The following is a 24,150-nucleotide window of genomic DNA, read 5'->3' on the forward strand; positions in this document are numbered from 1 at the left end:
ATTAATCAGTTCTATTTTCTTACAAAAGTCATTACAAAGCGTGTCTATAGCTTCTAAGAATGGTGAATTTATCTCAAAATATACTCACCACTGATGAATAGTGTTCAATAAGATGCGTTCCCCCTGCATCCCAAGGTAAGTAGGCTATCCCCCTCAAGCCGAGGGTTCCCAATTTAAAATATTTAAACTGGCATTTAAATCGCGGTCTACCGACAGGTCACAAACAGGACAATCGTAAGTCCGAACGCTTAATGGCATATCTTTTTTATGCCCGCAATTTGAGCAAAGTTTGGAGCTGGGGAACCATCGATCCACCAGTACCAAGTTGGCTCCATACATTTGGCACTTATACTCTAACTGTCGCCTGAATTCGTAAAATCCCAAGTCCGCTATTGCACCAGCTAACTTATGATTTGCCATCATGCCACTGACATTCAAGTCTTCAATCTTAATTTGCTCAAAAGTCTGAGTTAAGTAAGTCGTCAACTTGTGAAGAAAGTCTTTACGAATCCAGGCTATTCGTCCGTGCAGCTTGCCAATTTTATCGTAAGTTTTACGTTGGTTTTTAGAACATTTTACTTGCCGATGAGCTTTGCGTTGCAACTGTGCAAGCTTGGTTTTCACTTGCTTCAGTGGTTTTGGTGCATCAAACACTCTGGCGTTTGACAGGGTGACAAAAGACTTAATTCCCAAATCGATTCCTACAGAACTTTTTCTCTGTTGAATAGGCAAGCGCTCTGCATCAACACTGAAGGAAACAAACCAGATATTTCCTTCTTTTGAAATGGTAAAGGTTTGAGTGACGAATCCGCATTCTAAGGGTTCATACAGTCGGAATGTTCCCAAAGTAGGGATCTTAATGGTACTACCAGCATTTAGGAGAACTTTTCCATTAGACGAATCAACCGTAAATGATTGACCGTCCCGACGACTGGCAAATCTTGGATGACGGGCTTTCCCCAAGCGATACCGACTAAACGCCTCTTTTAAGTCAATTAAAGCGTTTTGGTACACTCTACTGGATAACTGGTTCATCCAAGCAAATTCTGGCTGTTTCTTCACGTGGTTGGTTAGGACTTTCTTGAGTTCGTTAATTATCTTTGAGTCCGAAAACTTCCCCTCACCGTACATTTGAGTCCGTAAGCTCAAGCCCATGTTAAATACCACGCGCCTGAATCCTGCGTGTTTTGACATCCAAGTCGCTTCCTTGTTATTTAATTTGAGCGCTCGCTTGACGGCAAACATAAGTTCCAAAACACAAATTAAACTTTTTTCAAGCTATCAGGTAGAACCCGAGAGGCTGTTTGGCATTTAAATCGAGTGAGCATTCCATGTACGGTTTGTGGTTCTGGGGCTCGAAAATCCCAGTTTAAATGCAAAATAGCTTAGTCCTGATAATTTTGTAAATTCCGCTACTTTCCACATGAAACTCCTTCTCGGTAGTTAACTATGGATAAGTTTAGCAAACTATTTGCCACTTAAGTCCGACTCTGATCGCAGCTTCGTGCTGAATGTAGAAACAATCGTCTGGTTCTACACCGCGACGGGAGCATCAGTTTTGTTAAAAGCATTTTTTGATTCTAGTGCGAGCTTAAGAGCTCGCGTATTCTACAAATCGCGAGCTCTTAAGCTCGCACTATAAATGCAAAACTGAGATGCTCCATGGTTGACTTTAGTCCTCTGGTTTTTATGCGGACTAAAGTCCTCACTACGAACCTAAGAATTAGCGAACCGAAAGAATGCGATCGCCCAATTCGACACTTCCAGCCAAAACTTCCTGCCGCGCCCACTTGTCCGCCGCCAGAATATCATCCAAAGCCGGAGTTTCACAGTTATCCGCTTGATGTTTGTCGCACACCTTCTCAATCAACTTCGGAATATCCAAAAATGTAATCTTTTCCTCCAAAAATAGCGCTACCGCCTGTTCGTTTGCCGCATTCAGTACCGCCGGCATCGAACCGCCCGCACGTCCCGCCGCATAGGCTAACTGCATACAGGGATACTTTTCGTGATCGGGTTCTCGGAAAGTTAAATCACCGGATTTTACCAAATCTAGCTGCGGCCAATCTGTCTGAATTCGCTCCGGCCAAGACAAAGCGTAAAGTAGGGGCAAACGCATATCCGGCCAGCCCAATTGTGCCAAAACGGATGTATCTTGTAGCTCAATTAACGAGTGAATGATACTCTGGGGATGGATGACAATATCAATGTCATCATAATCCATGCCGAACAGGTAATGAGCCTCAATTACTTCCAATCCTTTATTCATCAAAGTAGCAGAATCAATGGTGATTTTCTGCCCCATCGACCAATTCGGATGTTTTAAGGCATCGGCGACTGTTACTTGTGCTAATTTGTCGATCGGCAAATCTCGAAAAGAACCGCCCGAAGCTGTGAGAATAATTCGGCGCAAACCTCCCGCCGGTATGCCTTGGAGGCATTGAAAAATTGCTGAATGTTCTGAGTCTGCCGGCAATACTTTAACCCCGTATTTTTCGATCAGGGGGTTGACAACGGGGCCGCCGGCGATTAATGTTTCTTTATTGGCTAAGGCGATATCTTTGCCTGCTTTGATGGCGGCAATTGTTGGCAGCAAACCGGCACAGCCAACTATGCCGGTGACGACGGCTTCAGCATCGCCATATTTGGCAACTTCGACAACGCCTGACTCGCCAGCAAGTAAAATAGGTTGAGGGTCGAGATCTGCGATCGCCCTTTGCAATTCCTCTAATTTATCTTCGTCGCAAATCGCGACAATTTCCGGTTTAAACTGGCGAATTTGTTGTGACAGTAACGTTACATTTCGTCCGGCGGTTAACCCGACAATCCGAAATTGTTCCGGGTATTGAGCTACAATATCCAGAGTCTGAGTGCCGATGGAGCCTGTGGAGCCGAGAAGAGTTATTGCTTTCACAATTTTTTAAGGTTTTGTGGATTATTCTAATATTACGATTACCGGACTCAAATTAGCGGTTAACTATGGCGCAATACGGTTCAATTAAGACAGATCCCCCCTAACCCCCCTTAAAAAAGGGGAGTAGGGGGTGGGACAAGAATGCTCTCAAAGTCCCCCTTCTTAAGGGGGATTTAGGGGGATCTCCGGCGCATAAATAGTTTTAAGTGAACCGTATTGAATTATGGCGTGGCAAGCATATTTGAGGGAATCATATTTTGAGCAGTCAGTTAGTGCCAAATTTCATGGAAAATGAGAAAAATTTTGCTGATTCCAATGAGGATATCGGCGTTGGAATCGGGGAAAATATAGAAGAAGGTCGATCGCGCTTACCGTCGAGTTTGGTGTGGGCGATCGCCATTGCTGCTACAATTTTCTTTGCCTGTAGCACTTTGCGACACGCTTTATTCCAATCCACAGCCTTCGATTTGGGCATTTTTGACCAAGCAATTTACTTGCTGAGTCAAAACCAAACGCCGTTTTCTTCCTTGATGGGTATTCATATTTTGGGAGATCACGCAGCGGTAATCTATTATCCGCTGGCTTTGCTGTACAAAATTTACCCGGATGTGCATTGGCTGTTTTTGGTACAGGCAGTTGCTTTATCGCTGGGAGCTTGGCCTAGCTTGAGTTTAGCGCGTTTGGCGGGTTTAAATCAAGAACAGTCTCGCGCGATCGCCCTAATTTATTTGCTGTATCCGGTGGTATTCAACATCAACTTATTTGATTTTCACCCGGAAGTAATCGCTTTACCCGCACTGTTAGCAGCAATTTTAGCAGCGCGCTTAAATAAACTGGTGTGGTTTTGTGCGGCAATTCTGCTCGTGTTGAGTTGCAAGGCTGTTTTGTCTATAACCGTTGCTGCCATTGGCTTATGGCTGTTTGTGTGCGAGAAAAAACAAAGATTTGGGGCGATCGCGCTTTTACTCGGTGTAGCATGGTTTGTGATAGCTTCCCAAAAAATCATCCCCTACTTTAGCGGTAGCGAAGTCGCCGGAGTCGGGCGTTACAGCTATTTAGGCAAATCAGTCCTAGAAATCATCATCAACCTCCTATTAAAACCACAGCTAGTATTAGGAAAAATCCTTTCCTTCGACACATTCAAATACTTATTTGTCCTCACCTTACCCGTGATTTGGCTGTTGCTGCCATTCTCCCGCAAAATCAACCTCAAATATTTCACAGCCCTAATTCCAGCCATCCCTACATTAATTATCAATATTCTTTCGGATTTACCATTTCAACGCAGTTTAGCTTATCAATATTCAGTGCCAATTGTTCCATTTTTAATCTTAGCAATTATTGCCAAAGCAGCAGCAATCAAAAACCCAGGTAAACCTACATCGCTCAATCCAGGAAATATTCAATTACCAAAAACAGCTAATTTACCCTTAAAAAAAATCCCAATTCCGCAACTGTGGCTCGGAATGCAATTACCCAAAGCAATGGTAATTTGGTCATTAATAATTTTCCTATTCCTGGGAGAATCTAAAGACTTTATTCTGTACGCAAACAGACTAGATACCTGGCAACCCACGCGCGAAGCAGTCGCCCAAGTTCAACCCCAAAAAAGTATTTTAACAGATAATAGACTGGCTCCTCACTTTGCCCATCGCCCCACAGTCAAATTACTTTCACAAATTTCACCTCAAACAAATCTAGCTGAATTTAAATACATATTATTAAACCTGCGCCATCCGTGGCCAGATACTGAAAAAATTGGTAACACCTTAGCAAATCAACTTAAAAACGATCGCACTTTTCAATTAACTTATCAAAAAAACCAAGTTCTACTATTTAAACGCATCGCCGATTAAACCAAGAAAATGCTAACCTTACAATCCCCAAAATCCCATCCAGTATTGTTAATGATTGTCGTAACAACGATAATTTTATTTGTAGCCAGCAGCGCGCGCCACGCTTTGTTTCATTCCACTGCCTACGACTTAGCCATTTTTGACCAAGCAATTTACTTAATCTCCCAAAATCAAACACCATTTTCCTCATTAATGGAAATCAATATTTTAGGAGATCATGCTGCCTTTATCTTCTATCCCCTAGCCTTACTTTACAAAATATATCCCGATGTTCACTGGCTGTTATTCGTGCAAGCTTTTGCCCTAGCCTTAGGTGCTTGGCCTAGTTGGAGTTTAGCACGTCAAGCGGGATTAACTGAACCAAAGGCGATCGCAGTTGCAGCCATGTATCTGCTATATCCCGCAGTATTTAACGTCAACCTCTTCGACTTCCACCCCGAAGTCATAGCAATGTCCGCCATTTTAGCAGCAATCCTAGCCGCCCGACTCAATCAAACATTGTGGTTTTGTGCCGCCATCCTCTTAATCTTAAGCTGCAAAGCCGTGCTATCTTTGACAGTTTTGATGATGGGTGTTTGGCTATTTTTCTTTGAAAAAACGCGCAAGTGCGGACTCATCGCTATATTTCTCGGTGCAGCCTGGTTTTTGATAGCCACTCAAGAAATCGTACCATATTTTAATCAAGGCAAACAACACGCAGGTGTCGGGCGATATCAATATTTAGGAAACTCAGTTTTGGAAATTGCGATTAATTTAATCTTGAAACCAAATCTCATTTTAGGGCGTTTGTTTTCTGCTGGGACTTTCGGCTATGTGTTTTTGTTATTTTTGCCTGTAATTTGGTGGCTTTCCCCGCGTCATCTGTCACCGTTAATTGGTGCTTTTCCCATGCTAGTGATGAATATTCTTTCGGATATTGAAGCTCAACGAGATTTGATTCACCAGTATTCGGTACCGATATTTCCTTTTGTATTAACCGTGGTAATTTCTACACTAGCAGACAGACAGAGAAGAGGCAATAATTTTGGGAAAAATGCCGGAAATTATCTATGGAATCACCGCAATTTGATGCCGCGAATTTGGAAGCCCCTCTCAAAAAGGATTTCGCTTCAATCTGTCAAACATATCTGGATTCGCCGCCTGTGGATTCGCCGCAGTTGGAGGTGGGGGAAATTGCTGTTTGCTAATGTGTCAAAATTGTTGATTTTGTGGTCGCTACTAACCTTTTTGATTTTAGCAAAGTATGGGTATTTTGGGACAATTTATTTAGAGTCTCTCGATACTTGGCAAGCGACGCGGCAGGCAATTAATAGAGTGCAAACTCAAGGCAATGTGTTGACAGATAATTCCCTAGCAACTCATCTCGCTCATCGTGCCACAATTAAATTGTTGCATCAAGTTGCCAACGGAGAAAACTTAAATGAATTTGAGTATGTACTATTAAATATGCGCCATCCTTGGCACGATACTGCGGATACTGCTGCGAGGGTTGTGAATCAACTGAAACAATCTCCTGAATTTAAAATTAGCTATCAGCAAGACGATGTATTTTTGTTTCAAAAAATAAGCAATTAGTATACTTATTGCAATCCAAAATTATTTGTGAATTTCTTACTCCCTCCCCTTAATAAGGGGAGGGTTGGGGTGGGGTAAAAAACTTTACGATTCGTGCAAGGACTGCTATATTGCAATTATTCATTAATAAACAAACCGCATATTTAAGGCAGAGAATTTTAAGAGAATTTGGAAATGAATACAGCGGTTATCAAAAAAGTAAGGTATGCCCTATCCTATGCCCACTGAGGCCTATGCCCACTGAGGCCTATGCCCTATGCCCTATGCCCTATGCCCTATGCCCATGAGTACCTCATGTTTCTGAAAAAGGCTATACAATATGAACAATTTTAAGCTAAAATATCATCCAGTAATTTGGCAAATCGCCCTTTTTGCCCTGATATTTTTCCTATGCAGCAGTGTACGCCACGCCCTGCTTGAATCCAACGCCTTTGAGCTCGGAATTTACGATCAAGTAGCGTATCTCATCAGTCAAGGAGAAACGCCGTTTTCCTCATTTCTCGAAATTCACCACCTGGGAAATCACGCCGCTGGGGTGATGTATCCCGTCGGTTGGCTTTACAAAATATATCCCGATGTTCATTGGCTGTTGTTAGTGCAAGCAGTAGCCCTAGCATCTGGGGCTTGGCCAGTTTGGAGTTTGGCCAGTCAAGCCGGATTAAAGAATAGTATAGCTCGGGCGATCGCCTGTATCTACCTTTTCTACCCCTTAGTCTTCAATGTCAACCTCTTCGACTTCCACCCCGAAGTCATTGCTTTACCCGCACTGCTAGCAGCAATCCTCGCCGCGCGACTCAATAAAACTCTGTGGTTTTGTGCTGCCATCGTCTTAGTTTTGAGCTGCAAAGCGGTGTTATCTTTGACTGTAGCTGCGATGGGATTGTGGCTCTTGTGTTTTGACAAAAAACGCAATTGCGGGCTGATAGCTCTATTTTTCGGCGTAGGTTGGTTTCTGGTAGTTACTCAGGGAGTTATACCGTATTTCAATCAGGGAAGAGAACACGCGGGAATCGGGCGATATCAATATTTGGGAAACTCGGTTTTAGAAATAGCTGTTAATTTAATCTTGAAACCAAATCTCATTTTAGGGCGTTTGTTTTCTGCTGATACTTTTGAATATTTAGCGTTATTAGTATTACCTGTAATTTGGTGGGTTTCGCCACGGCATCTGACACCTTTAATTAGCGCTGCGCCGATGTTAGCCATGAATATTCTTTCGGATATTCCCGCTCAGCGAGACTTGATTCATCAATATTCTATTCCGATATTGCCGTTTTTGTTAGTGGCGGTAATTTCGACTTTGGCAGATAGGAATCAGCAACAAGTAAAGATAATATTTGATAGATTGCCAATTCCAGATTATCAATTGCCGAGAGCGATTGTAATTTGGTCGTTGATTGGTTTCTTAGCTTTAGCGAAATACGGCTATTTTTGGACTATTTATGTAGATTCCCTCGACACTTTGTCGGCTAGCAGAGAAGCCATCACTCTCGTCAACACAAAAGGTAGTGTTTTAACCACTTCTCACATGGCTCCGCACTTAACGCACCGCCCTGTAGTACGCTTAACTCAGGCTCAGACGCCTCCTGGAAATCTCGCAGAGTTTGAGTATGTCTTGCTGAATCTGAGGTATCCTGGCTGGATGAGCGATCGAGCTTTTGTGCAAAACCTCATAACTCAACTCGCCAACCATCCCCAATTTACACTCAAATATCAGCGGGATGACATATATCTATTTGTCCAAAACGCTAATAAATAAATGATTTTATATCATATCATATCGAGCGACATAATATTTTTACCTGGTCAAATTGACGCTTAATACCAATTTAATGTGAAGTTGCACATATCCCGATCCCCCTAAGTCCCCCTTAATAAGCAGGGTGATTTTATTGTCATCATAGGTATGTAGTTGCGCTTCAGCGCTCTTGATAATATTAGGAAAGAGCGCTCAAGCGCAACTACGTACCTAATTTGTATTCGGATTCTATGCAGCCTCATAAAAAATTCGTATAACTCTGCTTTTGATTATTCATTGAAATTAACCAATAGGTAACTCAATCACAAACTCCGTTCCCTGTCCAATTTGGGAATGGCAGTAGAGTTTCCCCCCGTGCTTTTGGGTCACAATCTGGTGACTCATTGAGAGTCCTAGCCCGGTGCCTTTCCCAGCATCTTTGGTTGTAAAGAATGACTCAAACAACCGTAATTTAAACGCTTCATCGATGCCTGAACCATTATCAGCAATCGTAATTCTGACCCAATTATCTTCGACAATTTCAGTTTGAATTTTAATTAAAGGAATCAGGACGACTTCAGAATAATCAGAATTTTTACTTCGATCCATTGCATCCTCTAGGGCATCAATCCCATTACCGATAATGTTCATAAATACTTGATTTAGTTGTCCAGCAAAACATTTAACTTTTGGCAAGTTACCGTAGTTTTTGGTGACAGTAATTTCCGAATGATTATTATTAGCTTTGAGTCGGTGTTTTAAAATTAATAGCGTGCTGTTGATGCCTTCGTGGATATCGAAAGCAATCTTTTGGGAAGAATCTGCTCGTGCGAACAACCGCATGGAATAACTGATATCGCGGATACGTTCAGCACTCTCCTGAAGAGATGCAAGCATTAGGGGTATATCTTCTTCTACAAATTCTAGCTCAATGGCTTCAGCGTGTTCGACAATTTCTGACGCAGGTTCGGGGTAATGCTGCTGATAGATGTGCAAATGTTCTAGTAAGTCTTTTAGGTATCTGTCAGTATGGGTTAGGTTGCCGGCTATGGAATTAATTGGATTGTTAATGTCATGGGTTACTCCTGCAATCAACTGTCCCAAAGTCGCCATTTTTTCATGTTGAATTAGGCGTTCTGTGGATGCGGCTTGTTGTTCCTGTAGCAGTTGCTTGACTCGTCGAATCAGTTGATTTAGGGCTGTTGCTAATATACCAATTTCATCTTGAGTGGTAACAGCAGCTTGTAAATCAAAATTGCCGGTTTGGGTTGCTTCCTGAGCAATAATGGTCACTTGTTGGAGGGGACGAGCGATCGCCCGACTGGTATAAATCGCGAGGAAAATGGCGATCGCCACCGACAAAATCATGCTCCCAGCAATAACCTGCACTCGTAGCACCTGTACATTTGCAAACTCAGTTTTTGCTTCTTTGTAATCTTTATACGCCCTTACCTTTAATTGCTCTATATCTTGTAAAAATTTCTTCAATTGCAGCGATGTAGGACTGCTGCCAAAAGTCAAGAGCTGGCTGCGGAATATCTGAATTTCTGCGGGTGATAATTCAGCGGTATTAATTGCCTTTAATATCGCCTCTGTCTGCTGCAAGTAAGCCTCTGGAATCTCTTCATTGGCTTGCAGAAAACGTCTGACGGTATTTATTTCAGCAGGTGACTCGTCAACCTTATGATTTTTTGTATCCCCTTCCGAAGATTTAAACTCAGACCATTCTTTTTTGAATAGAGCCACATGGTTTAAAAAATAGGAATACTGTTGGTCTAGCAAATCTCGATTTTCCAATAGCATCAGGATCTGCTGTTGGTGGAGGAGAACTTGAACGAGCTGGATCTGCAATTCACTGATCAATTGAGTTTCTTCGATCGCATTTTGTTCGTGTCTAACAGCTTGTTGATGATATTGGTCAGCGATCGATATTCCTGTAGCGGTTCCCAGAATTGCCACCCCCAGCGCCAGTCCATAGCCCACACTAATCTTTTGTCCTACCTTGAGACAACTGAACCAATGCTTCAGATGACGTAAACGCAACTTTCGCATAAATGAATGCTTTAAGAAATGGCTCTCATGTCGATCGAATAAGAGACCAAGTTTAAATCTATTTTTAGGTTCGGGCATAGAACTCATGGTGGACACTGGATATATTATAATCACAATTACTTGTAAAAAAACAAAAGCCAGGACTTAAAATAAATCAAATACTTCGCGAATTTTTCTCGGGTCTCCTAATAGTAAATAGATCGGGTGCATCTGGTTTTTGAAGCCTGAAGAAGCATGACCGCATATAAGTTATTAGTTATAATCCCATATTGACGGAGGTCATGCTTCGCCCCGGAGCGATATATTTGCCAAAACCAGATGCACCCAATAGATAATAGATCGGATTCCTCGCCAACCAGTTCTCGGTTTTTTTCCTACATAAAATTGATCGCTCTAACTACCAATATAAGCGACAGCGAATGAATTTGACAACTCAATCAAAATTTCTCATCCATCCGCTTCATCGTCTGGCTGGCTGTCGTCGAGCTTTTTTCCATGAGAGGCTCAGCGTACTGGGCTTTTTCGTTGTGTGTCTGCTTCGCTTCAATCCTCGACTTTCAAAGCTCTTCTTGCTAACTTCACATAAGTTTTCACAGTTTCATAAGGCATTTCTAAATCAGCAGCAATATCCAACAAAGATTCCCCCAATTCCCGGCGCGCTAAAATCGTCGCCCAAGTTTCCGCAATCTCACCAGCCCGACTTCCGCCTGTACGCTTTCTGTGCGCTATAAACTTCTCTGTCAATTCGTCGATTCGCGCCGCCAATACGGTTTGGATAGAGACTTCGGGTAGGGATTCTGTCAACCATTGCGATCGGGTTTGTCCCAATCCAAAAGTTGTTTTGTGTCCTGTGCCGCAGTAAGGTGCTAATTGCCCCAAGGCATAAAATAATTGTACAAAATCAGGGCGCAATCCGGCCGATCGCCCGATCGCAAATTCTACAGCCCCAGTAAATCCCGTTACCATACCTTTTTTCCCCGCCGCCACCTTTTGCGACTCCAACTTGTGGCGGCTAATAATTACATTTTCGTCAATCCAAGTCATAAATTCTGCTTGGTCAAAATTCATACCCGAAAAGTTATTCCAGCGGCGCAAATAGCTGTGAAAAACATTTTCTGGAACTGGTAGCGGGAAGTGATGCCCTTTGCTGCGAAAGCTTGTAGGAGTTACAAAACTAAGTTTTATGTTTTTAGATAATGGAGGTTCTGCTGTTAGCAATTGCTGGTAAGTTGTCGGAGAAAAAGCAATATCCCAAGAGCGAATGAGTAGCGGAGCATTTCGCAAATCAATCTCTTGGGGCAAATTTTGCAGCCACTGACTCAGCCATTGTACTACTCGTTGGGAAAGTCCTGTGACATACCAGCGGTAAATGTGATCGCCCAAAAGCTGAAATTCCTTACCGGCAGGGAGCAAATCACCCTCCAATCCCGAAATAGTAAAGGCTTTTTCTGACTGCGAGTCGTGCAAAAGTTGCGATAATTCCGGGTCAGTTTCCTGAATTTGATACAAAAACCAAGCGTGCAAACCTATAGCATACTGCGCGTACAGATAGCTAGCTGCGCGGGGGGTCAATTCAAACACTAATCCGACTAACTCGGTGTCAGCGGGCCAAATCAGCCCCGAGGAAGGAACTTTTTTGGTGCGGGTGGGGTGCGGGAAAATTGCCATGAGATGCCGGAAACAGGGACAGCGGTCTCATATTTTATCTTTTTTTATCCCCGTTGGGGGATGTTTTTGTCTGGGCGGGCGATCTGTCAAATCTATTAGCAGCTCCAAAAACCGGGTCAACCGCCAGTTTCCCGAACCCGGAGGGATGCTGAAAAATCACTAAAAAACCGACAACCTAAAACTCAATTTTTGTCAAGTTTTTCCTCCTTGTAAGTAAACAGAAATATCAAGTGTTTAAAATCACATTCTGGGGTACAATTGTCAAAAGCTCGTAGCATCCTCAACTCCGATCCTGAACTGTCAGTAACTCAGCCCTAAAGGGACTGAGCTTGTAAGAGAAATCGAGCAAGCTGTGCTGACGGGCCTAAGTCTTAACTGACTACGTTATTTGGGTCACGACACCGGAGAATGCGACGCTAGTTTTCCGCTCTGTCACCTGCAATTAAACAGTTTTAAAGTCACTGAAACAGTGTTGCAGGTCTAAAAAGCTCTTATAACATTGGCGAAGCGAACATTACCCGAAAGGGATTCGGAGACAACCATATCTCCACAGAGGGGCAACCATACCCCTCTACCCCGACCCCTCTACCCCGCAAGGGGATTCAAGGCGTTTGAAACCGCCGAGTCGTTTCCCTCTCAGGTCTAAAGACTCTGAGTTTCCCACTTACCGAGCGTTTTTTATGAACACAACAGAAAAATCCAAACTCTCCAACGAAAAAACTTTGGAGGCGATGAAGAATTTCTCCGAAACCTATGCCAAGCGCACCGGCACTTACTTTTGTTCCGAGCCTTCAGTCACTGCTGTCGTCATAGAAGGACTAGCAAAACACAAAGACGAACTAGGTGCTCCCCTATGCCCTTGTCGCCATTACGAAGACAAAGAAGCCGAAGTCAAAGCCGCCTACTGGAACTGTCCTTGCATTCCCATGCGCGAGCGGAAAGAATGTCACTGTATGTTATTTCTGACGCCAGATAACGATTTTGCTGGAACTAATCAGGAAATTAGCATGGATCAGATTCAAGCAGTCAGAGAGACTATGTAATCGGTTAAGTAGGCGGTCTTCAGTTGACAGTTGACAGTTGACAGTTGACAGTTGACAGTTGACCGCTTGACAGTTGAGAGCTACCTCTACCTGAAAGAAAGAGGATTGGAGTAATGAATAGTCTTCTTTTAATTTCTCCCGATCGGGCGGGCGGGCTTTAAACCAATTCTTTCTGGTAAAATTGGTAGCTGTTTTCATCAGTTGACAGTTGACCTGTGACAGTTGACAGCTACCCATAGCCGTCGATAGAAGAGGATTGGAGCAATGAATTATTTTGTTTGATTTCCCCCTAAACGGGGAGGCTTCAGACCCAATTTTATCGCTAAAAATAGGTCGTTATTTTTCCTGTTTTTAAGACTTAGCTATTGAAAAAAAGATCGCTGCCTACTGAAACACGCACCCAATCGAAAATTCCCAATTTCAATCAATGACAGATGAAATGCCGATCGAGTTTTTGCAAGGTATCGAAGAATTTAACAGCCAAGATTTTTACGCTTGTCACGATACCTTAGAGGCTTTGTGGATGGAAGCGGGCGAGCCGGACAAAAGGTTTTATCAGGGAATATTGCAAATTTCTGTCGCGCTTTATCACTTAAGCAATCAAAACTGGCGCGGTGCAGTCATCTTGCTGGGAGAAGGCATAAATCGGCTCAATTATTATCAACCGAGTTATGCGGGAATTGCTGTTGAAGATTTGCTCGGACAAAGTGCTAAACTTTTGAGCGTATTGCAACAAGCTGGCCCGGAAAAAGTTGCTGATTTTGTACCGTTGTTCGCAGGTACAGAAGTTGCAGGCTTGCAATTACCATACATTTTGAAACATCAGATGCACGGTTGACACTTCTTCAAATTATCTGCGTACATCTGTGTACATCTGCTTTGCATCTGCGGTTGACTATCAATCAAAGATTTAAGCAACAAGTTTATTGACTAAAAGTCACACCCAAGACTGAAGTCCTCACTACAAACCGCAGCCAGAGGACTGAAGTCCTCACTACAAACCGCAGCCAGAGGACTGAAGTCCTCACTACAAACTGTAAATCAGCCAAACACGTCGTTAAATTCGCTATTGTCTTGCTAGGATAATTGGTTGACGCTCTCGGGCAGGTCGATCGACCTCACGGGAATTTTTCACGGCCGTTAAGATAAAATATCTAACCGATCGGGTGTGGTGGAGCCAATCTCCATAGAGAAAAATAAGGAGTCAGATGATACTAAACGGCAGTTTCATAGACTTTTCCTGACATTAAAGACATTTTGTCCAAAAAACACGGTGTTCTGGTCGCAATCGCTCTCTGCAACTGGTAAAATAAGTATCAATGTTGGCACTCCTGACTTGCTCAGAAGCTATGTACGCCCTGAAGCTAGAACTAAAACTCAACAATGCTGAACGTACCCTCATGGCGCGACACGCTGGTTACGCTAGGTTTTGCTACAACCTAGCTCGCACCCTGTACGTGGGCGTGATGGACATCCCTATCAGCCGCACCCGAAAGATTGCCGCAATCAAAAAAACCTTCACGAACTTCATCAAAAAACAACCAGAATATCAATGGACTAACACTTTATCATCCCGCGTTTATCAAAACGCTTTCATAGCCTTCAATAACTCCCTCGAACGCTTTTTTAAAGGGTTAAGCGGGTTTCCTAATTTCAAACGCAAGAAATCCGGGGATTCGTTTACAGTAGACAGCAGCAAGGGACCAGTATTTCAGATGGCTGGCAATCGGATAAAGATTCCTACATTGGGAACGTTTCGCCTGCAAGAATCTGTTGGGTACAACTGTTGCTCTCAAACATTTACTATCAGCCGTACTGCGGACAAATGGTACGTCAGTTTTACGATAAAAGCTGACAAAATCCCCCCTTTGTATCATGAAGTATCCCAACCAACAGGCATAGATTTAGGAGTATCCACCTTTGCTACCTTGAGTGACGGTACGGTATACCAACTGCCAGATTCCCTAAAAAAGGCGAAAATCAAGCTAGGGAAACTACAGTACCGCAATCGAAATAAGCAATTAGGGAATCGAAAACTTGGCATCAAAGCATCGAAAAACGCTCGAAAATTCGCTCGAAAACTGGCTAAAAAACACGCCGATATTGCCAATAGACGGCGGGATTTTTTGCAGAAAACAACCACAGAAATCAGCCAAAAGTACGCTCGCGTCTGCATAGAAGATTTAAATATTTCTGGTCTGGCAGCAAATCACAAACTGGCGGCGGCAATTTTAGATTCAGGGTTTTATGAATTTCGACGAGAACTAACTTATAAATCTCCCATCTACGGCACTGTTGTCGAAGTGGTAGATCGATGGTATCCCTCATCTAAAACTTGCTCAAAGTGCGGTAACGTTCAGCCAATGTCACTCTCCGATCGATTATTTGTTTGTGAGGCTTGTGACAACAGTTGTCATCGAGATTTGAATGCCGCGATTAATTTAGCATCGGTCTCACGAGATAGAGTAAGGATGGCTAATCCTGAATTCACGCCTGTAGAGTAGAAGGAGCCGACTCCCTACGTAGAAGCAGGAAGTAAGTTTTAAGCGTCCGAGATGTCATTCTTGTCCGCTTTATGTCAATCTTATGTAGCAGATAATGCCCTTCAGCAATTTCAAAAATTTTGAGGCTTGCAAGCTATGATGCCCTCCGCTAAACTACTCAATTCCCGCCTATTCAAAGGATTGTCGCTGCTGTTGCCACTGACTCTGGCTGGCGCGATCGCCTCTCCCACCTACCCGCAAGCCGCACCGCCCCGCACTCTTTCCGTGCGATCGGACGTTCAAGAAGCCGACTCCAAAACCGGCATCGTGACAGCCCGCGGCAACGTCCAAATCAACTACCCAGCCCGCCAAATACAAGCAACCGCAGCTCAAGCTCAATACTTCAGCCGCGAGCGCCGGATCATTCTCAGCGGCGACGTGTACGTATTGCAGCAAGGCAACAGCCTGCGCGGCGAAACCATCACATACCTGATTGACGAAGGGCGGTTTATTGCGCTCCCAGACAACCCAGGACAAGTAGAATCCGTCTATCTGGTGGCGCCAGAACAAGATGCAGCAGCCCAAAATGCGATCGGGCCCAAACCAGCTCCGGTTAATCCAAATCCCGCTGTTAAACCGCCCGCCCGTCCCCGAACAGCTCCTAAGTAACACGCCAGGTAGCAGCAAAATTTCGCATCGGCAAAAAGATACTACTTGAGATAGATGCGAAATTTCGTCTTTTAAAAACTAAAAAGTTTGAAAAGGTAGAATGTAAACTTCAAACGCGATCGCACAAACCCACAGTCCGAAATTTAGCTGGTAGAAATTGCCTCGACGAGCATGAAAATTGTACTCGAAAATATTCACAAATCCTACGGAAAACGCAATGTAGTCAGTCGCGTCAACCTTTCAGTAGCCCAAGGAGAAATCGTCGGACTCCTCGGCCCCAACGGTGCAGGCAAAACCACAACATTTTACATAGCTACCGGATTAGAAAAACCCAATCAAGGGACTGTTTGGCTCAACGATTTAGACATCACTAAATTGCCGATGCACAAACGAGCAGAGTTGGGAATAGGCTATCTCGCTCAAGAAGCCAGCATTTTTCGCAACATGAGCGTCCGCGACAACATTTTGTTAGTCCTAGAACAAACTCAAGTGCCTTGTGGGGAATGGAAGCAGCGAGTCGATTTCCTGTTGCAAGAATTTCGCTTAGAAAAAATAGCATCCAGTTTGGGAATTCAAATCTCCGGGGGAGAAAGACGGCGGACTGAGCTAGCGAGAGCCTTAGCTGCTGGGCGAGACGGGCCGATGTTTCTATTTTTAGACGAACCGTTTGCAGGCGTCGATCCGATCGCAGTTGACGAAATTCAGACGATTATTGCCAAACTGCGCGATCGTAAAATCGGCATCCTGATCACCGATCACAACGTCCGAGAAACCCTCGAAATTACCGATCGAGCCTACATCATGCGAGACGGTCAAATTTTAGCCTCCGGGGCTGAAGAAGAACTCTACAGCAACCCTTTAGTGCGGCAGTATTACTTAGGCGACAACTTCGTGCGATAGTCTTTGATAGCAACCGCGAACCGAGTAAGGGCGGCTATAGGCGAACCCGCCCTCCCCAGTATAAAAACACAAGACAGAATTTTAGAATTGAGAAAGTAAATTTTAACTTGAGGAGCGATCAGCAAAAACGCCAAAATATGAAAATAGCAATGTCCAAATCTTTCAATCCCCTCAACTGGCTGCCGAGAATATCAGTAATGGACTGGTACATTACCAAAGAACTCATCGGCCCATTTCTGTTTGGCGTCGGACTATTTACATCAGTCGCCGTCACCGTGGGAGCCTTATTTGAATTAGTCCGCAGAGTAGCAGAATCAGGCCTCCCCTACGGCGCCGCCCTGGAAATTTTTCTGCTGCAAATTCCGTACTTTGTAGTATTAGCTTTCCCCATGTCAATGCTGCTAGCAACCTTAATGAGCTACAGCCGACTCTCCAGCGACAGCGAACTCATCGCCCTCCGCAGTTGCGGAGTTAGCGTTTACCGATTGATAATGCCCGCAGTCATTATGAGTTTAATAGTTGCCGGCTTCACCTTTGCTTTGCAAGAATTAGTCGTACCCGCAGCCAGCTACAGAGCTACCATAACTTTAGACAGAGCTCTGAAGCGAGAAAAACCGACATTTCAAGATCGAAATATTATCTACACAGAATTTCGCAAACCCGAAAAAGGCGGTGAAGAAATCCTGTCCCGCTTTTTTTATGCAGAACAGTTTGACGGCCAGCAAATGAAAGGTTTAACAATTATCGATCGCTCCGCCCCAGGCCTCAATCAAATCGTTTCTTCAGAATCAGCCACTTGGAATCCCTCAGAAAACACCTGGGATTTTTTCAACGGCACCGCTTATATAGTAGCTCCAGACGGCTCTTACCGCAATATAGTTAGGTTTCAACACCAGCAGTTGCAACTCCCCCGCACGCCCTTAGATTTAGCTGCGAGAGTGCGGGATTTCAAGGAAATGAATATTGCTCAAGCTTTAGAGCGTTTGGAAATCATTAAAAACAGCGGCGATGCACCGCAAATTCGCAAACTCCGGGTGCGAATTCAAGAAAAATATGCTTTTCCCTTCGTGTGCTTGGTATTTGGTTTAGTGGGAGCCGCTTTGGGAACTCAACCGCGGCGATCGGGGAAAGGAACAAGTTTTGGTATTAGCGTGGTGGTGATTTTCACTTACTATGTATTTTCTTTCATCACCAGTTCTATGGGCGTGAAAGCTGTTTTAACACCGATTCTATCGGCTTGGTTGCCGATCGCATTTGGCTTAGGAATCGGCGGATTGTTGTTGGGAAGAGCCGCCTCTAGGTAAGTTTTACCAATCAAAGTGGAATTTAGAATTTGGAATTGGTAATATCACGTCCCGTCGATTACCATCACAAAAACCGTTCGTAGTGTGGACTTTAGTCCGCAATATACTGCGGACTAAAGTCCACACTACGAACCTTACTTATTGCAGTCAATCGACCGTACACGATATGATTGATAATTGGTAATTCAGAAAATTCACAATTGTAGGGTACCTCGCCCAAGAAAAATCTCTAACTCAATATCGACAATCTCATAGCGACCCACCTTATACAATTTCTCAAAATTTTTTCAAGTGCGTCGCTGTGAAATTGTCTGTCAACTTCAGGGATTCTTAAGGGCGACACACCCTACAATTCAACTTCTTCCTTCTTCCTTCTTCCTTCTTCCTTCTTCCTTCTTCCTTCTTCCTTGATTTAAGGATTACCAAAAGTATTGATTTCGCCGCCACCAATATAGCGTCCCGGAGTCAAAGAACGAGGTGTAGAAAAAGGTTGCGGTTGAATTGGCGGCCCGCCCTGATTGGTATTTTGAGGAACTGCTCCAAAGTTAGGCTGGCTTGGCAAATTAATCTGACTTGGTTGAGGTTGTTGAAATTGAGAATTCGCTGAATTGGGAGAGAATTGAGGATTAATTATCTTGTTTGCTCCGGCACTCGTGCTAGGAGATTGCCCGAAATTCGGAATTAGCGGTATTGGTGAAGGTGTGGCGACAGGAAGCGCCACAGGTTGAACTTCCGGTGCCAAGCCCGACTCGGATAAATTAGTTTGGTAGGGATTTTTTGGCAAAGCCACCGTTGGAGCCTGTGGAGTAATTGTGGGGATGACTGATCCTTTGGAATTTAACCCGGCAAATGATTCAGGAAGCGTAGCTGCCGGGTTTAAAAATTGTTGAGAGTCGCTAATAATTGTATTTGTAGAAGCCGGAAGTGGGGAGATTGTCGCAGGAACATTCCCAGGATTTGCTTTCCCTTGAGCTGTAGCGAGCGTTGGCAACAAATTTGCCGGATTTGTCCCAGATCCAAGGGAAGCCGGTCGATCGAGCAATTTCGGGGTGTTTGCACTTTTCACGGCCGCCGCCGTTGCTGAAATGTCAGCAGCGACGTATTTTTTCATGGCTGCTTGCAGCGGACTCAAAGGCAGAGGATTGTCGTTTTGTTTGCTGGAATTACCGCTACCTGATGCCTCCGGTAAAGTTGCTTCCGGTGCGCCCGCAGGCTCAGAGTCGATCGTTTTTATGCCCGACAAACTCAAATCAGATGTCGGGTTTGAACTTGGCAAGCTGGAATCTTGTGAGTTATTGTTGACTGTCCCAATCGCAGGATTTTGTAAATTTGACAGCGACACAAATGTGTTGATTGCCGCCGACTTTGGCTCTGAAGATCGGTTAGGCTTTTCTGAGCCGCGACTGCGAATTTCGTTGAATAAACCTTTACCTTTGACTGCTGATGAATTCAACAAGTTCAGTTCAGAATAGGAGCGATTGAACTGATTGACTAGCACTGGCAAGCTGTCGATTTCAGCCGCAATGGCACTATCTTCAGCAGATAGCCCCGGGAGCGCATCTGGATTGTTTGAGTTTGCTGCTTCTTCTTCGCCATCTATGCTCAACTTTTCTGGATGTACGGAGACTTCCCAGATAAAAACCCCCCCCGCACACAGCACGGCTAGCGGAGCCCAAACCGACGGTTGCGTCCAGTGGCGGAAACGCGCTATTAGATAGCGGACAGATGTAGGGAATTTTTTGAAATTTGACATAGTTTTGCTTCCATCCGAGCCTGGGGACTTAAAACTATTTTTCATAAGTCTACCACATCAATCTTCATGATTTTTGCTATCCCCAGGTAAGTGCGATCGCGATTTTGATTGCAAGTTGCGAAAAACATAATAGCAGAAGCAAGAACCATGAAGGAAGTTCCATTACATATATCTTGTGAAAAGTGCAATTAAGAACGTCCTAACTCTCGGAAACTGTTGCTACAGATGTATGCAACAGGTGAAGCTCGATTGAGTACCGACCGAAATAAGTTTTGCCCAGTAAAATAAAGCAGACATAAGAATGTTGACACTCCCCGCCGTAAACGGCTAGGATTCTTCATTCACAGGGAGATGCCTTGTAAAAGCAGTGCCTTTACTCGGTCTTACTCTCCCTCCTGAAGCAGTAACGGTATGCCCTACCGCCAAAATTCGTAAACCTTCATCCCGAATATTCTTAGCAGCATTAATATCTCTATCATGGTTTTCTCCACATTTAGGACATTGCCAACTACGAATATCCAAACTCAAGCTATCCACGCGATTTAAACAGTTATTACAAGTCTTAGAACTGGGATAGAACCTATCTACTTCGATGTAGGTTTTTCCTCAGGGTAAGCGCATCTAATTTGGTAGTTAAATATACAGATTATTTGGCACATTTATATAATGACAGATATCGTTTGAGCATCTCTGATGTTATCTAGTAGACTGATCAGTACAAAGTTTCTATCTTACTTAGCAGGTCGGTCTTATGGCATCAGGTTTCACCTCTGAAAAACACAGGATTAAAAGGTCAAAAAAATTGAGTATAGCTCAGGCAACTGAACTGACAGAAAAAATGGCATTAATATTTGCCGAAATCAAAGACCCCCGTGTGGCAAGAACCCGTGTTCATGTATTAACGGGACTTAAACATAAAATACGGTAAAAATAGGTTATAATGGTTACAGAGCAAGCATCTAACGTTAAAAAATGACCCATGAAAGAGACAACCCCTGCGGCGATGCCCCCCTGCTTCGATAGATGGTGTCAAAGATTTGACGATATTTTTGGTCATCTTGCCCAAAAACGAGAGTTTAGGAACTATTTAGGAGGATTATTGGGAGAAAGTGAACGAAAAAACCTGTCGCAGATGGCAGAAAACGCCTTGGGGAGTAACCTACCACAAATTACATCATTTTTTAACAACAGCGCCTTGGTCATTCAATGAACTCAATCAACGTCGCTTAGACGTAATGAATCAATGTAATCAAACCAAGATTAGTCGAGGATTCAGCCTAATAATAGATGATTCAGGACACAGAAAAAGTGGTAACTTTACCGACGGTGTAGGAAGACAATACATCGGACAACTCGGAAAAACCGACAATGGGGTAGTAGTAGTTACCAGTCATCTATATGATGGCAAAAAGAGCCTGCCATTAGATATTGAATTGTATAAAAAAGCCGACTCATTACCCTCCGGAAAAGATGATCCAGACTTCAAGAAAAAGCCAGAAATAGCCATAAATTTAATCGACAAGACCTGCTTCGAGAGGCTATAAACCAGGAATAGTCTTGATGGATTCAGGGTATGGTAATAACACCAGTTTTTTACAAGAATTAGAAAACCGCAAATTAAAATATATCGGAGGACTTGCCAAGAATCGCAAAGTAATAATTCAAAAAACAGTAGATGAAACAGAAGAGATTCGAGTAGATAATTTAGCTAAATCCTTACCTGTAGAGGCTTTCACAAAAATTCAACTGTCTTTAGAACGACCGAGAACAGTATGGGTAGCAATTCAATTCGTCGAATTATCAAAATGCACGGGTAAGAAAGTAATGGCTATCGTCATGAATGCAGAAACTTTCGATACCGCCACTGAAATAGATTATTTGATGAGTAATGCTGACTCGTCAATAGCGACAGAGGAGTGGATAGTAAAAACTTATTCAGAAAGAAATTGGGTTGAAGTTTTCTATCGGGAAGCCAAGGGATGGTTGGGATTAAATGAATATCAAGGAGCGAGATGAAACCAGCCTGAAAAGACATTTCATTCTGGTATTTTGTGCCTACACTTTCATTCTCTGGCATAGGTTAACAGGAGGATTAAGGCGCCAATGGGCAAACAAACCTTTAAATAATTTTACTCAGGCACTCGAAGCATTTCGGACAGCCATATCTTTTAGGTTCATAAAATGGTTGAACCAAAATTGGGACGTATTCTCCGCTTATAAAGCCAGTTTAGGCTTTGTTTGGGCTTAAAATTTGTTTAAGTCCCGTTAGTACAAATTATCTCAAAAAATGGCTGGCGTTCTTATCTGACGAGTGTCCGAGAACCCGAAATATTGCCTCCCTATGTAGTGGCAGATTTATATCAAAGACGATGGCGAATTGAAGATGCTTTTTGTATAGTAAAGAGACTCCTAAATTTAAGTTATTTATGGACTGGTTCTGTCAACGGAATCCAGCTCCAAATCTGGGCTACCTGGCTATTTTATGCGGTTTTGGTAGACTTAGGGGATGCCGTTGCAGATGAATTAGGAGTACCAATTGAACGTGTTTCATTAGAAATGATTTATCGGGGAATGTATCATTTTTCTGTTGCCTATCAAAAAGGATTAGCTTCTGACCTAGTTAAGTATTTTGCTGACAAGAAAAATCAAGATTTATGGATTCGATCGCGACTGCGAAAACCTCATGTCAGGCTAATTATTTCTCCTTTCCCTGGAACTCAAAGAAGTCCCGAACAATTTTTTTGCAATAATAAGGCAACAAATGGAGTCATATTTTAATTGGTATCTCGGTAAAAAATGAGTAATATTACTCATTGACAACAGTGTTTTTAGCTTAACTTGTGAGTAATGACCAGTACATTACGAGTTATTCGTCGTGTTCCAAATTTCAGCGGTTAGAAGCACAAGAAATCCCCTTTTTTTAACTTGGTTGAACTTGGAGATTCTTGATGCGACTTTGCCACAAAGAGTTGAGAGAAATAACCCAAGAGTTGTGAAAAAACCTGTTTCAAAATTTAAATCTAAAAAAGTTAAACACAGAGGTACTGGAATAAAAATGAATCCTCGTGTTTTCAATATTTTAAAGCCTCCCAACCCTTAAGTAAACCGTATTGCTCTATACTCCTATAACTTGCACTCATTCAAGCAAAAAAAGCTTAAACCCCTTATCTGGTAAGCTTTCTACTTTTATTCAGCAAGCCCTACCTAATTATCAACAAGGCATAAGAGCTATGAGGCTTATTCTATCAGCGTTATAGGTGACTTGTCGCCCCGACAGGTTTTTCAGTAATTATTAGTTCACAAATACAGCTTTTTACTGTGCGCGGTCGTCCTTGTTCTGTTCCTGTTGCTTCTTTGATCAAAAAAAACCGATTTGTGGGCCCACTGTTTCAAGCCATTGTTGCCTGAGATGTTTTTCAATATTTTCCAGACTGGTCAGTCCACTTGGGGGTGTATTATTATACCAAATTTTAGGAATTTCTGCCGTACAGGATTCCAACCGCTCTAGTTCTTCAGGGGTCATTGCTCTTTTTCTCGACTTCTTTTGACGCTTTTATTGATTTTAACTATTTTACACTTATTCGGATATTTACAAAACCGGGATGCTCCCGATTGCATTTACGTCCTACAGCCTAGTTACAGAAAAGCTTTAATTGTTTTTGGAGATGTCTAATTTATAGATTAGTTTATCGATAAAAGTAAGTGAAAACCGATTGTGACAGTTTAGGGAGCGGAATGTAGGTTTTAACAGTTGCTTGGGCTGTTGAATCGGTTGCTTATCTTGGAGGCTATCTTGAACATCCTCGTAAATCTCCCATTGGGATTCAAGTCCTTTGGCGAGGCTGCTCCAATTTACACGATAGGAGCCAAGATTGGCTCCTGGCTAAAGATCATACTTAACGGGAAAAGTAAGGAAAAAGAGGTAATAAGGAATCGAAAATAAATAACTTGAACAATTGAACCCCAGAAGCCTTGATTCGAGCTAAACTATTCCTAAATTAGTCACCTTATTTATTTTTCATTCCTAAGTGCGACAGGCAGAAAAAACAAAGCCCCAATCTGTAATTCAGAAAGGAGGTTTGTTTTATTGAGAATAAAATCCCAGGCATCGAGCTATTTTCTCAGGCAGTGACCCGCCAAATATCTTCGCCACCGCAGCGTTTAACAACCGAGTTCGGGATGGAATCGGAGTGGT

General features: G+C 43.2%; 15 protein-coding genes and 4 pseudogenes. 12 read left to right on the forward strand and 7 right to left on the reverse strand.

Annotated elements, in window-relative coordinates:
* Nucleotides 1-153: 153 nt before the first annotated feature.
* Together QZW82_RS29800 and dxr are read right to left on the reverse strand one after the other, a co-directional pair.
* A complete protein-coding gene (locus tag QZW82_RS29800; RefSeq protein ID WP_293157204.1) occupies nt 154-1,245 on the reverse strand; it encodes an RNA-guided endonuclease TnpB family protein in 1,092 nt (363 codons plus the stop codon).
* A gap of 478 nt (nt 1,246-1,723) precedes the next feature.
* Complete coding sequence (gene dxr, locus QZW82_RS29805) at nt 1,724-2,914, reverse strand: 1-deoxy-D-xylulose-5-phosphate reductoisomerase (protein ID WP_293157207.1); 1,191 nt, start codon at nt 2,912-2,914, stop codon at nt 1,724-1,726.
* A 284-nt stretch (nt 2,915-3,198) separates the two neighbouring features.
* On the opposite strand from dxr, the gene QZW82_RS29810 reads away from it, so the two are divergent.
* The 3 genes from QZW82_RS29810 to QZW82_RS29820 all read left to right on the forward strand — a co-directional run bounded on the left by QZW82_RS29810 (nt 3,199) and on the right by QZW82_RS29820 (nt 8,104).
* The gene (locus QZW82_RS29810; RefSeq protein WP_293157248.1) at nt 3,199-4,770 is read left to right on the forward strand and encodes a DUF2079 domain-containing protein; all 1,572 of its coding nucleotides are present in this window, start codon (nt 3,199-3,201) and stop codon (nt 4,768-4,770) included.
* A gap of 51 nt (nt 4,771-4,821) precedes the next feature.
* Nucleotides 4,822-6,345, forward strand: coding sequence for a DUF2079 domain-containing protein (locus QZW82_RS29815; RefSeq protein WP_293157210.1), 1,524 nt, complete (start codon nt 4,822-4,824; stop codon nt 6,343-6,345).
* Between the two features lie 319 nt (nt 6,346-6,664).
* Entirely contained in the window at nt 6,665-8,104 is a 1,440-nt protein-coding gene (locus QZW82_RS29820; RefSeq protein ID WP_293157213.1) for a DUF2079 domain-containing protein, read from the forward strand.
* A 282-nt stretch (nt 8,105-8,386) separates the two neighbouring features.
* Here QZW82_RS29820 and QZW82_RS29825 read toward each other — a convergent pair whose 3' ends face one another.
* Entirely contained in the window at nt 8,387-10,135 is a 1,749-nt protein-coding gene (locus QZW82_RS29825) for a HAMP domain-containing sensor histidine kinase (protein ID WP_293157216.1), read from the reverse strand.
* A 543-nt stretch (nt 10,136-10,678) separates the two neighbouring features.
* Nucleotides 10,679-11,803 carry a CRISPR-associated endoribonuclease Cas6 gene (cas6, locus tag QZW82_RS29830; protein ID WP_293157219.1) on the reverse strand — a complete coding sequence of 375 codons (1,125 nt, stop codon included), beginning with the start codon at nt 11,801-11,803 and terminating at the stop codon, nt 10,679-10,681.
* 680 nt (nt 11,804-12,483) lie between these two features.
* Between cas6 and QZW82_RS29835 the strand changes: the two genes are divergently transcribed.
* From QZW82_RS29835 to QZW82_RS29860, 6 genes are all read left to right on the forward strand, one after another.
* Complete coding sequence (locus QZW82_RS29835; RefSeq protein WP_293157224.1) at nt 12,484-12,846, forward strand: ferredoxin-thioredoxin reductase catalytic domain-containing protein; 363 nt, start codon at nt 12,484-12,486, stop codon at nt 12,844-12,846.
* Between the two features lie 427 nt (nt 12,847-13,273).
* A complete protein-coding gene (locus tag QZW82_RS29840) occupies nt 13,274-13,684 on the forward strand; it encodes a DUF309 domain-containing protein (protein WP_293157227.1) in 411 nt (136 codons plus the stop codon).
* Between the two features lie 481 nt (nt 13,685-14,165).
* Entirely contained in the window at nt 14,166-15,350 is a 1,185-nt protein-coding gene (locus tag QZW82_RS29845) for a transposase (RefSeq protein WP_293157230.1), read from the forward strand.
* Between the two features lie 135 nt (nt 15,351-15,485).
* Nucleotides 15,486-15,998 (forward strand): LptA/OstA family protein, encoded by a 513-nt coding sequence (locus QZW82_RS29850; protein ID WP_293157233.1) that lies wholly within the window; start codon nt 15,486-15,488, stop codon nt 15,996-15,998.
* Between the two features lie 171 nt (nt 15,999-16,169).
* Nucleotides 16,170-16,898 (forward strand): LPS export ABC transporter ATP-binding protein, encoded by a 729-nt coding sequence (gene lptB / locus QZW82_RS29855; RefSeq protein ID WP_293157236.1) that lies wholly within the window; start codon nt 16,170-16,172, stop codon nt 16,896-16,898.
* Nucleotides 16,899-17,035: 137 nt separating this feature from the next.
* Nucleotides 17,036-18,202, forward strand: coding sequence for an LptF/LptG family permease (locus QZW82_RS29860; protein WP_293157239.1), 1,167 nt, complete (start codon nt 17,036-17,038; stop codon nt 18,200-18,202).
* Between the two features lie 412 nt (nt 18,203-18,614).
* Here QZW82_RS29860 and QZW82_RS29865 read toward each other — a convergent pair whose 3' ends face one another.
* Both QZW82_RS29865 and QZW82_RS29870 read right to left on the reverse strand, forming a co-directional pair.
* Entirely contained in the window at nt 18,615-19,955 is a 1,341-nt protein-coding gene (locus tag QZW82_RS29865; RefSeq protein ID WP_293157242.1) for a hypothetical protein, read from the reverse strand.
* Between the two features lie 327 nt (nt 19,956-20,282).
* Nucleotides 20,283-20,561, reverse strand: a pseudogene (locus QZW82_RS29870) (zinc ribbon domain-containing protein); the annotation flags it as partial.
* Between the two features lie 373 nt (nt 20,562-20,934).
* Here QZW82_RS29870 and QZW82_RS29875 point away from each other — a divergent pair.
* Nucleotides 20,935-22,203 (forward strand): annotated as a pseudogene (locus QZW82_RS29875) (IS701 family transposase).
* Nucleotides 22,204-22,205: 2 nt separating this feature from the next.
* Nucleotides 22,206-22,733 (forward strand): annotated as a pseudogene (locus QZW82_RS29880) (transposase); the annotation flags it as partial.
* Between the two features lie 580 nt (nt 22,734-23,313).
* Here QZW82_RS29880 and QZW82_RS29885 read toward each other — a convergent pair.
* The gene (locus QZW82_RS29885; RefSeq protein WP_293157245.1) at nt 23,314-23,478 is read right to left on the reverse strand and encodes a hypothetical protein; all 165 of its coding nucleotides are present in this window, start codon (nt 23,476-23,478) and stop codon (nt 23,314-23,316) included.
* 221 nt (nt 23,479-23,699) lie between these two features.
* On the opposite strand from QZW82_RS29885, the pseudogene QZW82_RS29890 reads away from it, so the two are divergent.
* Nucleotides 23,700-23,855: pseudogene (locus QZW82_RS29890) on the forward strand (IS4 family transposase); the annotation flags it as partial.
* Between the last annotated feature and the right edge of the window lie 295 nt (nt 23,856-24,150).

Source organism: Microcoleus sp. bin48.metabat.b7b8b9.023 (assembly GCF_013299185.1).
In the GTDB taxonomy this organism is placed as follows: Bacteria; Cyanobacteriota; Cyanobacteriia; order Cyanobacteriales; family Microcoleaceae; genus Microcoleus.

Coding starts and splice junctions, on each gene's coding strand:
- lptB (WP_293157236.1), top strand. CDS start 16,170: ATGAAAATTGTACTCGAAAATATTCACAAATCCTACGGAAAACGCAAT.
- QZW82_RS29850 (WP_293157233.1), top strand. CDS start 15,486: ATGATGCCCTCCGCTAAACTACTCAATTCCCGCCTATTCAAAGGATTG.
- QZW82_RS29860 (WP_293157239.1), top strand. CDS start 17,036: ATGAAAATAGCAATGTCCAAATCTTTCAATCCCCTCAACTGGCTGCCG.
- QZW82_RS29845 (WP_293157230.1), top strand. CDS start 14,166: ATGTTGGCACTCCTGACTTGCTCAGAAGCTATGTACGCCCTGAAGCTA.
- QZW82_RS29820 (WP_293157213.1), top strand. CDS start 6,665: ATGAACAATTTTAAGCTAAAATATCATCCAGTAATTTGGCAAATCGCC.
- QZW82_RS29810 (WP_293157248.1), top strand. CDS start 3,199: ATGGAAAATGAGAAAAATTTTGCTGATTCCAATGAGGATATCGGCGTT.
- QZW82_RS29800 (WP_293157204.1), bottom strand. CDS start 1,245: ATGTTTGCCGTCAAGCGAGCGCTCAAATTAAATAACAAGGAAGCGACT.
- QZW82_RS29865 (WP_293157242.1), bottom strand. CDS start 19,955: ATGTCAAATTTCAAAAAATTCCCTACATCTGTCCGCTATCTAATAGCG.
- cas6 (WP_293157219.1), bottom strand. CDS start 11,803: ATGGCAATTTTCCCGCACCCCACCCGCACCAAAAAAGTTCCTTCCTCG.
- QZW82_RS29840 (WP_293157227.1), top strand. CDS start 13,274: ATGACAGATGAAATGCCGATCGAGTTTTTGCAAGGTATCGAAGAATTT.
- QZW82_RS29825 (WP_293157216.1), bottom strand. CDS start 10,135: ATGCGAAAGTTGCGTTTACGTCATCTGAAGCATTGGTTCAGTTGTCTC.
- QZW82_RS29885 (WP_293157245.1), bottom strand. CDS start 23,478: ATGACCCCTGAAGAACTAGAGCGGTTGGAATCCTGTACGGCAGAAATT.
- QZW82_RS29815 (WP_293157210.1), top strand. CDS start 4,822: ATGATTGTCGTAACAACGATAATTTTATTTGTAGCCAGCAGCGCGCGC.
- QZW82_RS29835 (WP_293157224.1), top strand. CDS start 12,484: ATGAACACAACAGAAAAATCCAAACTCTCCAACGAAAAAACTTTGGAG.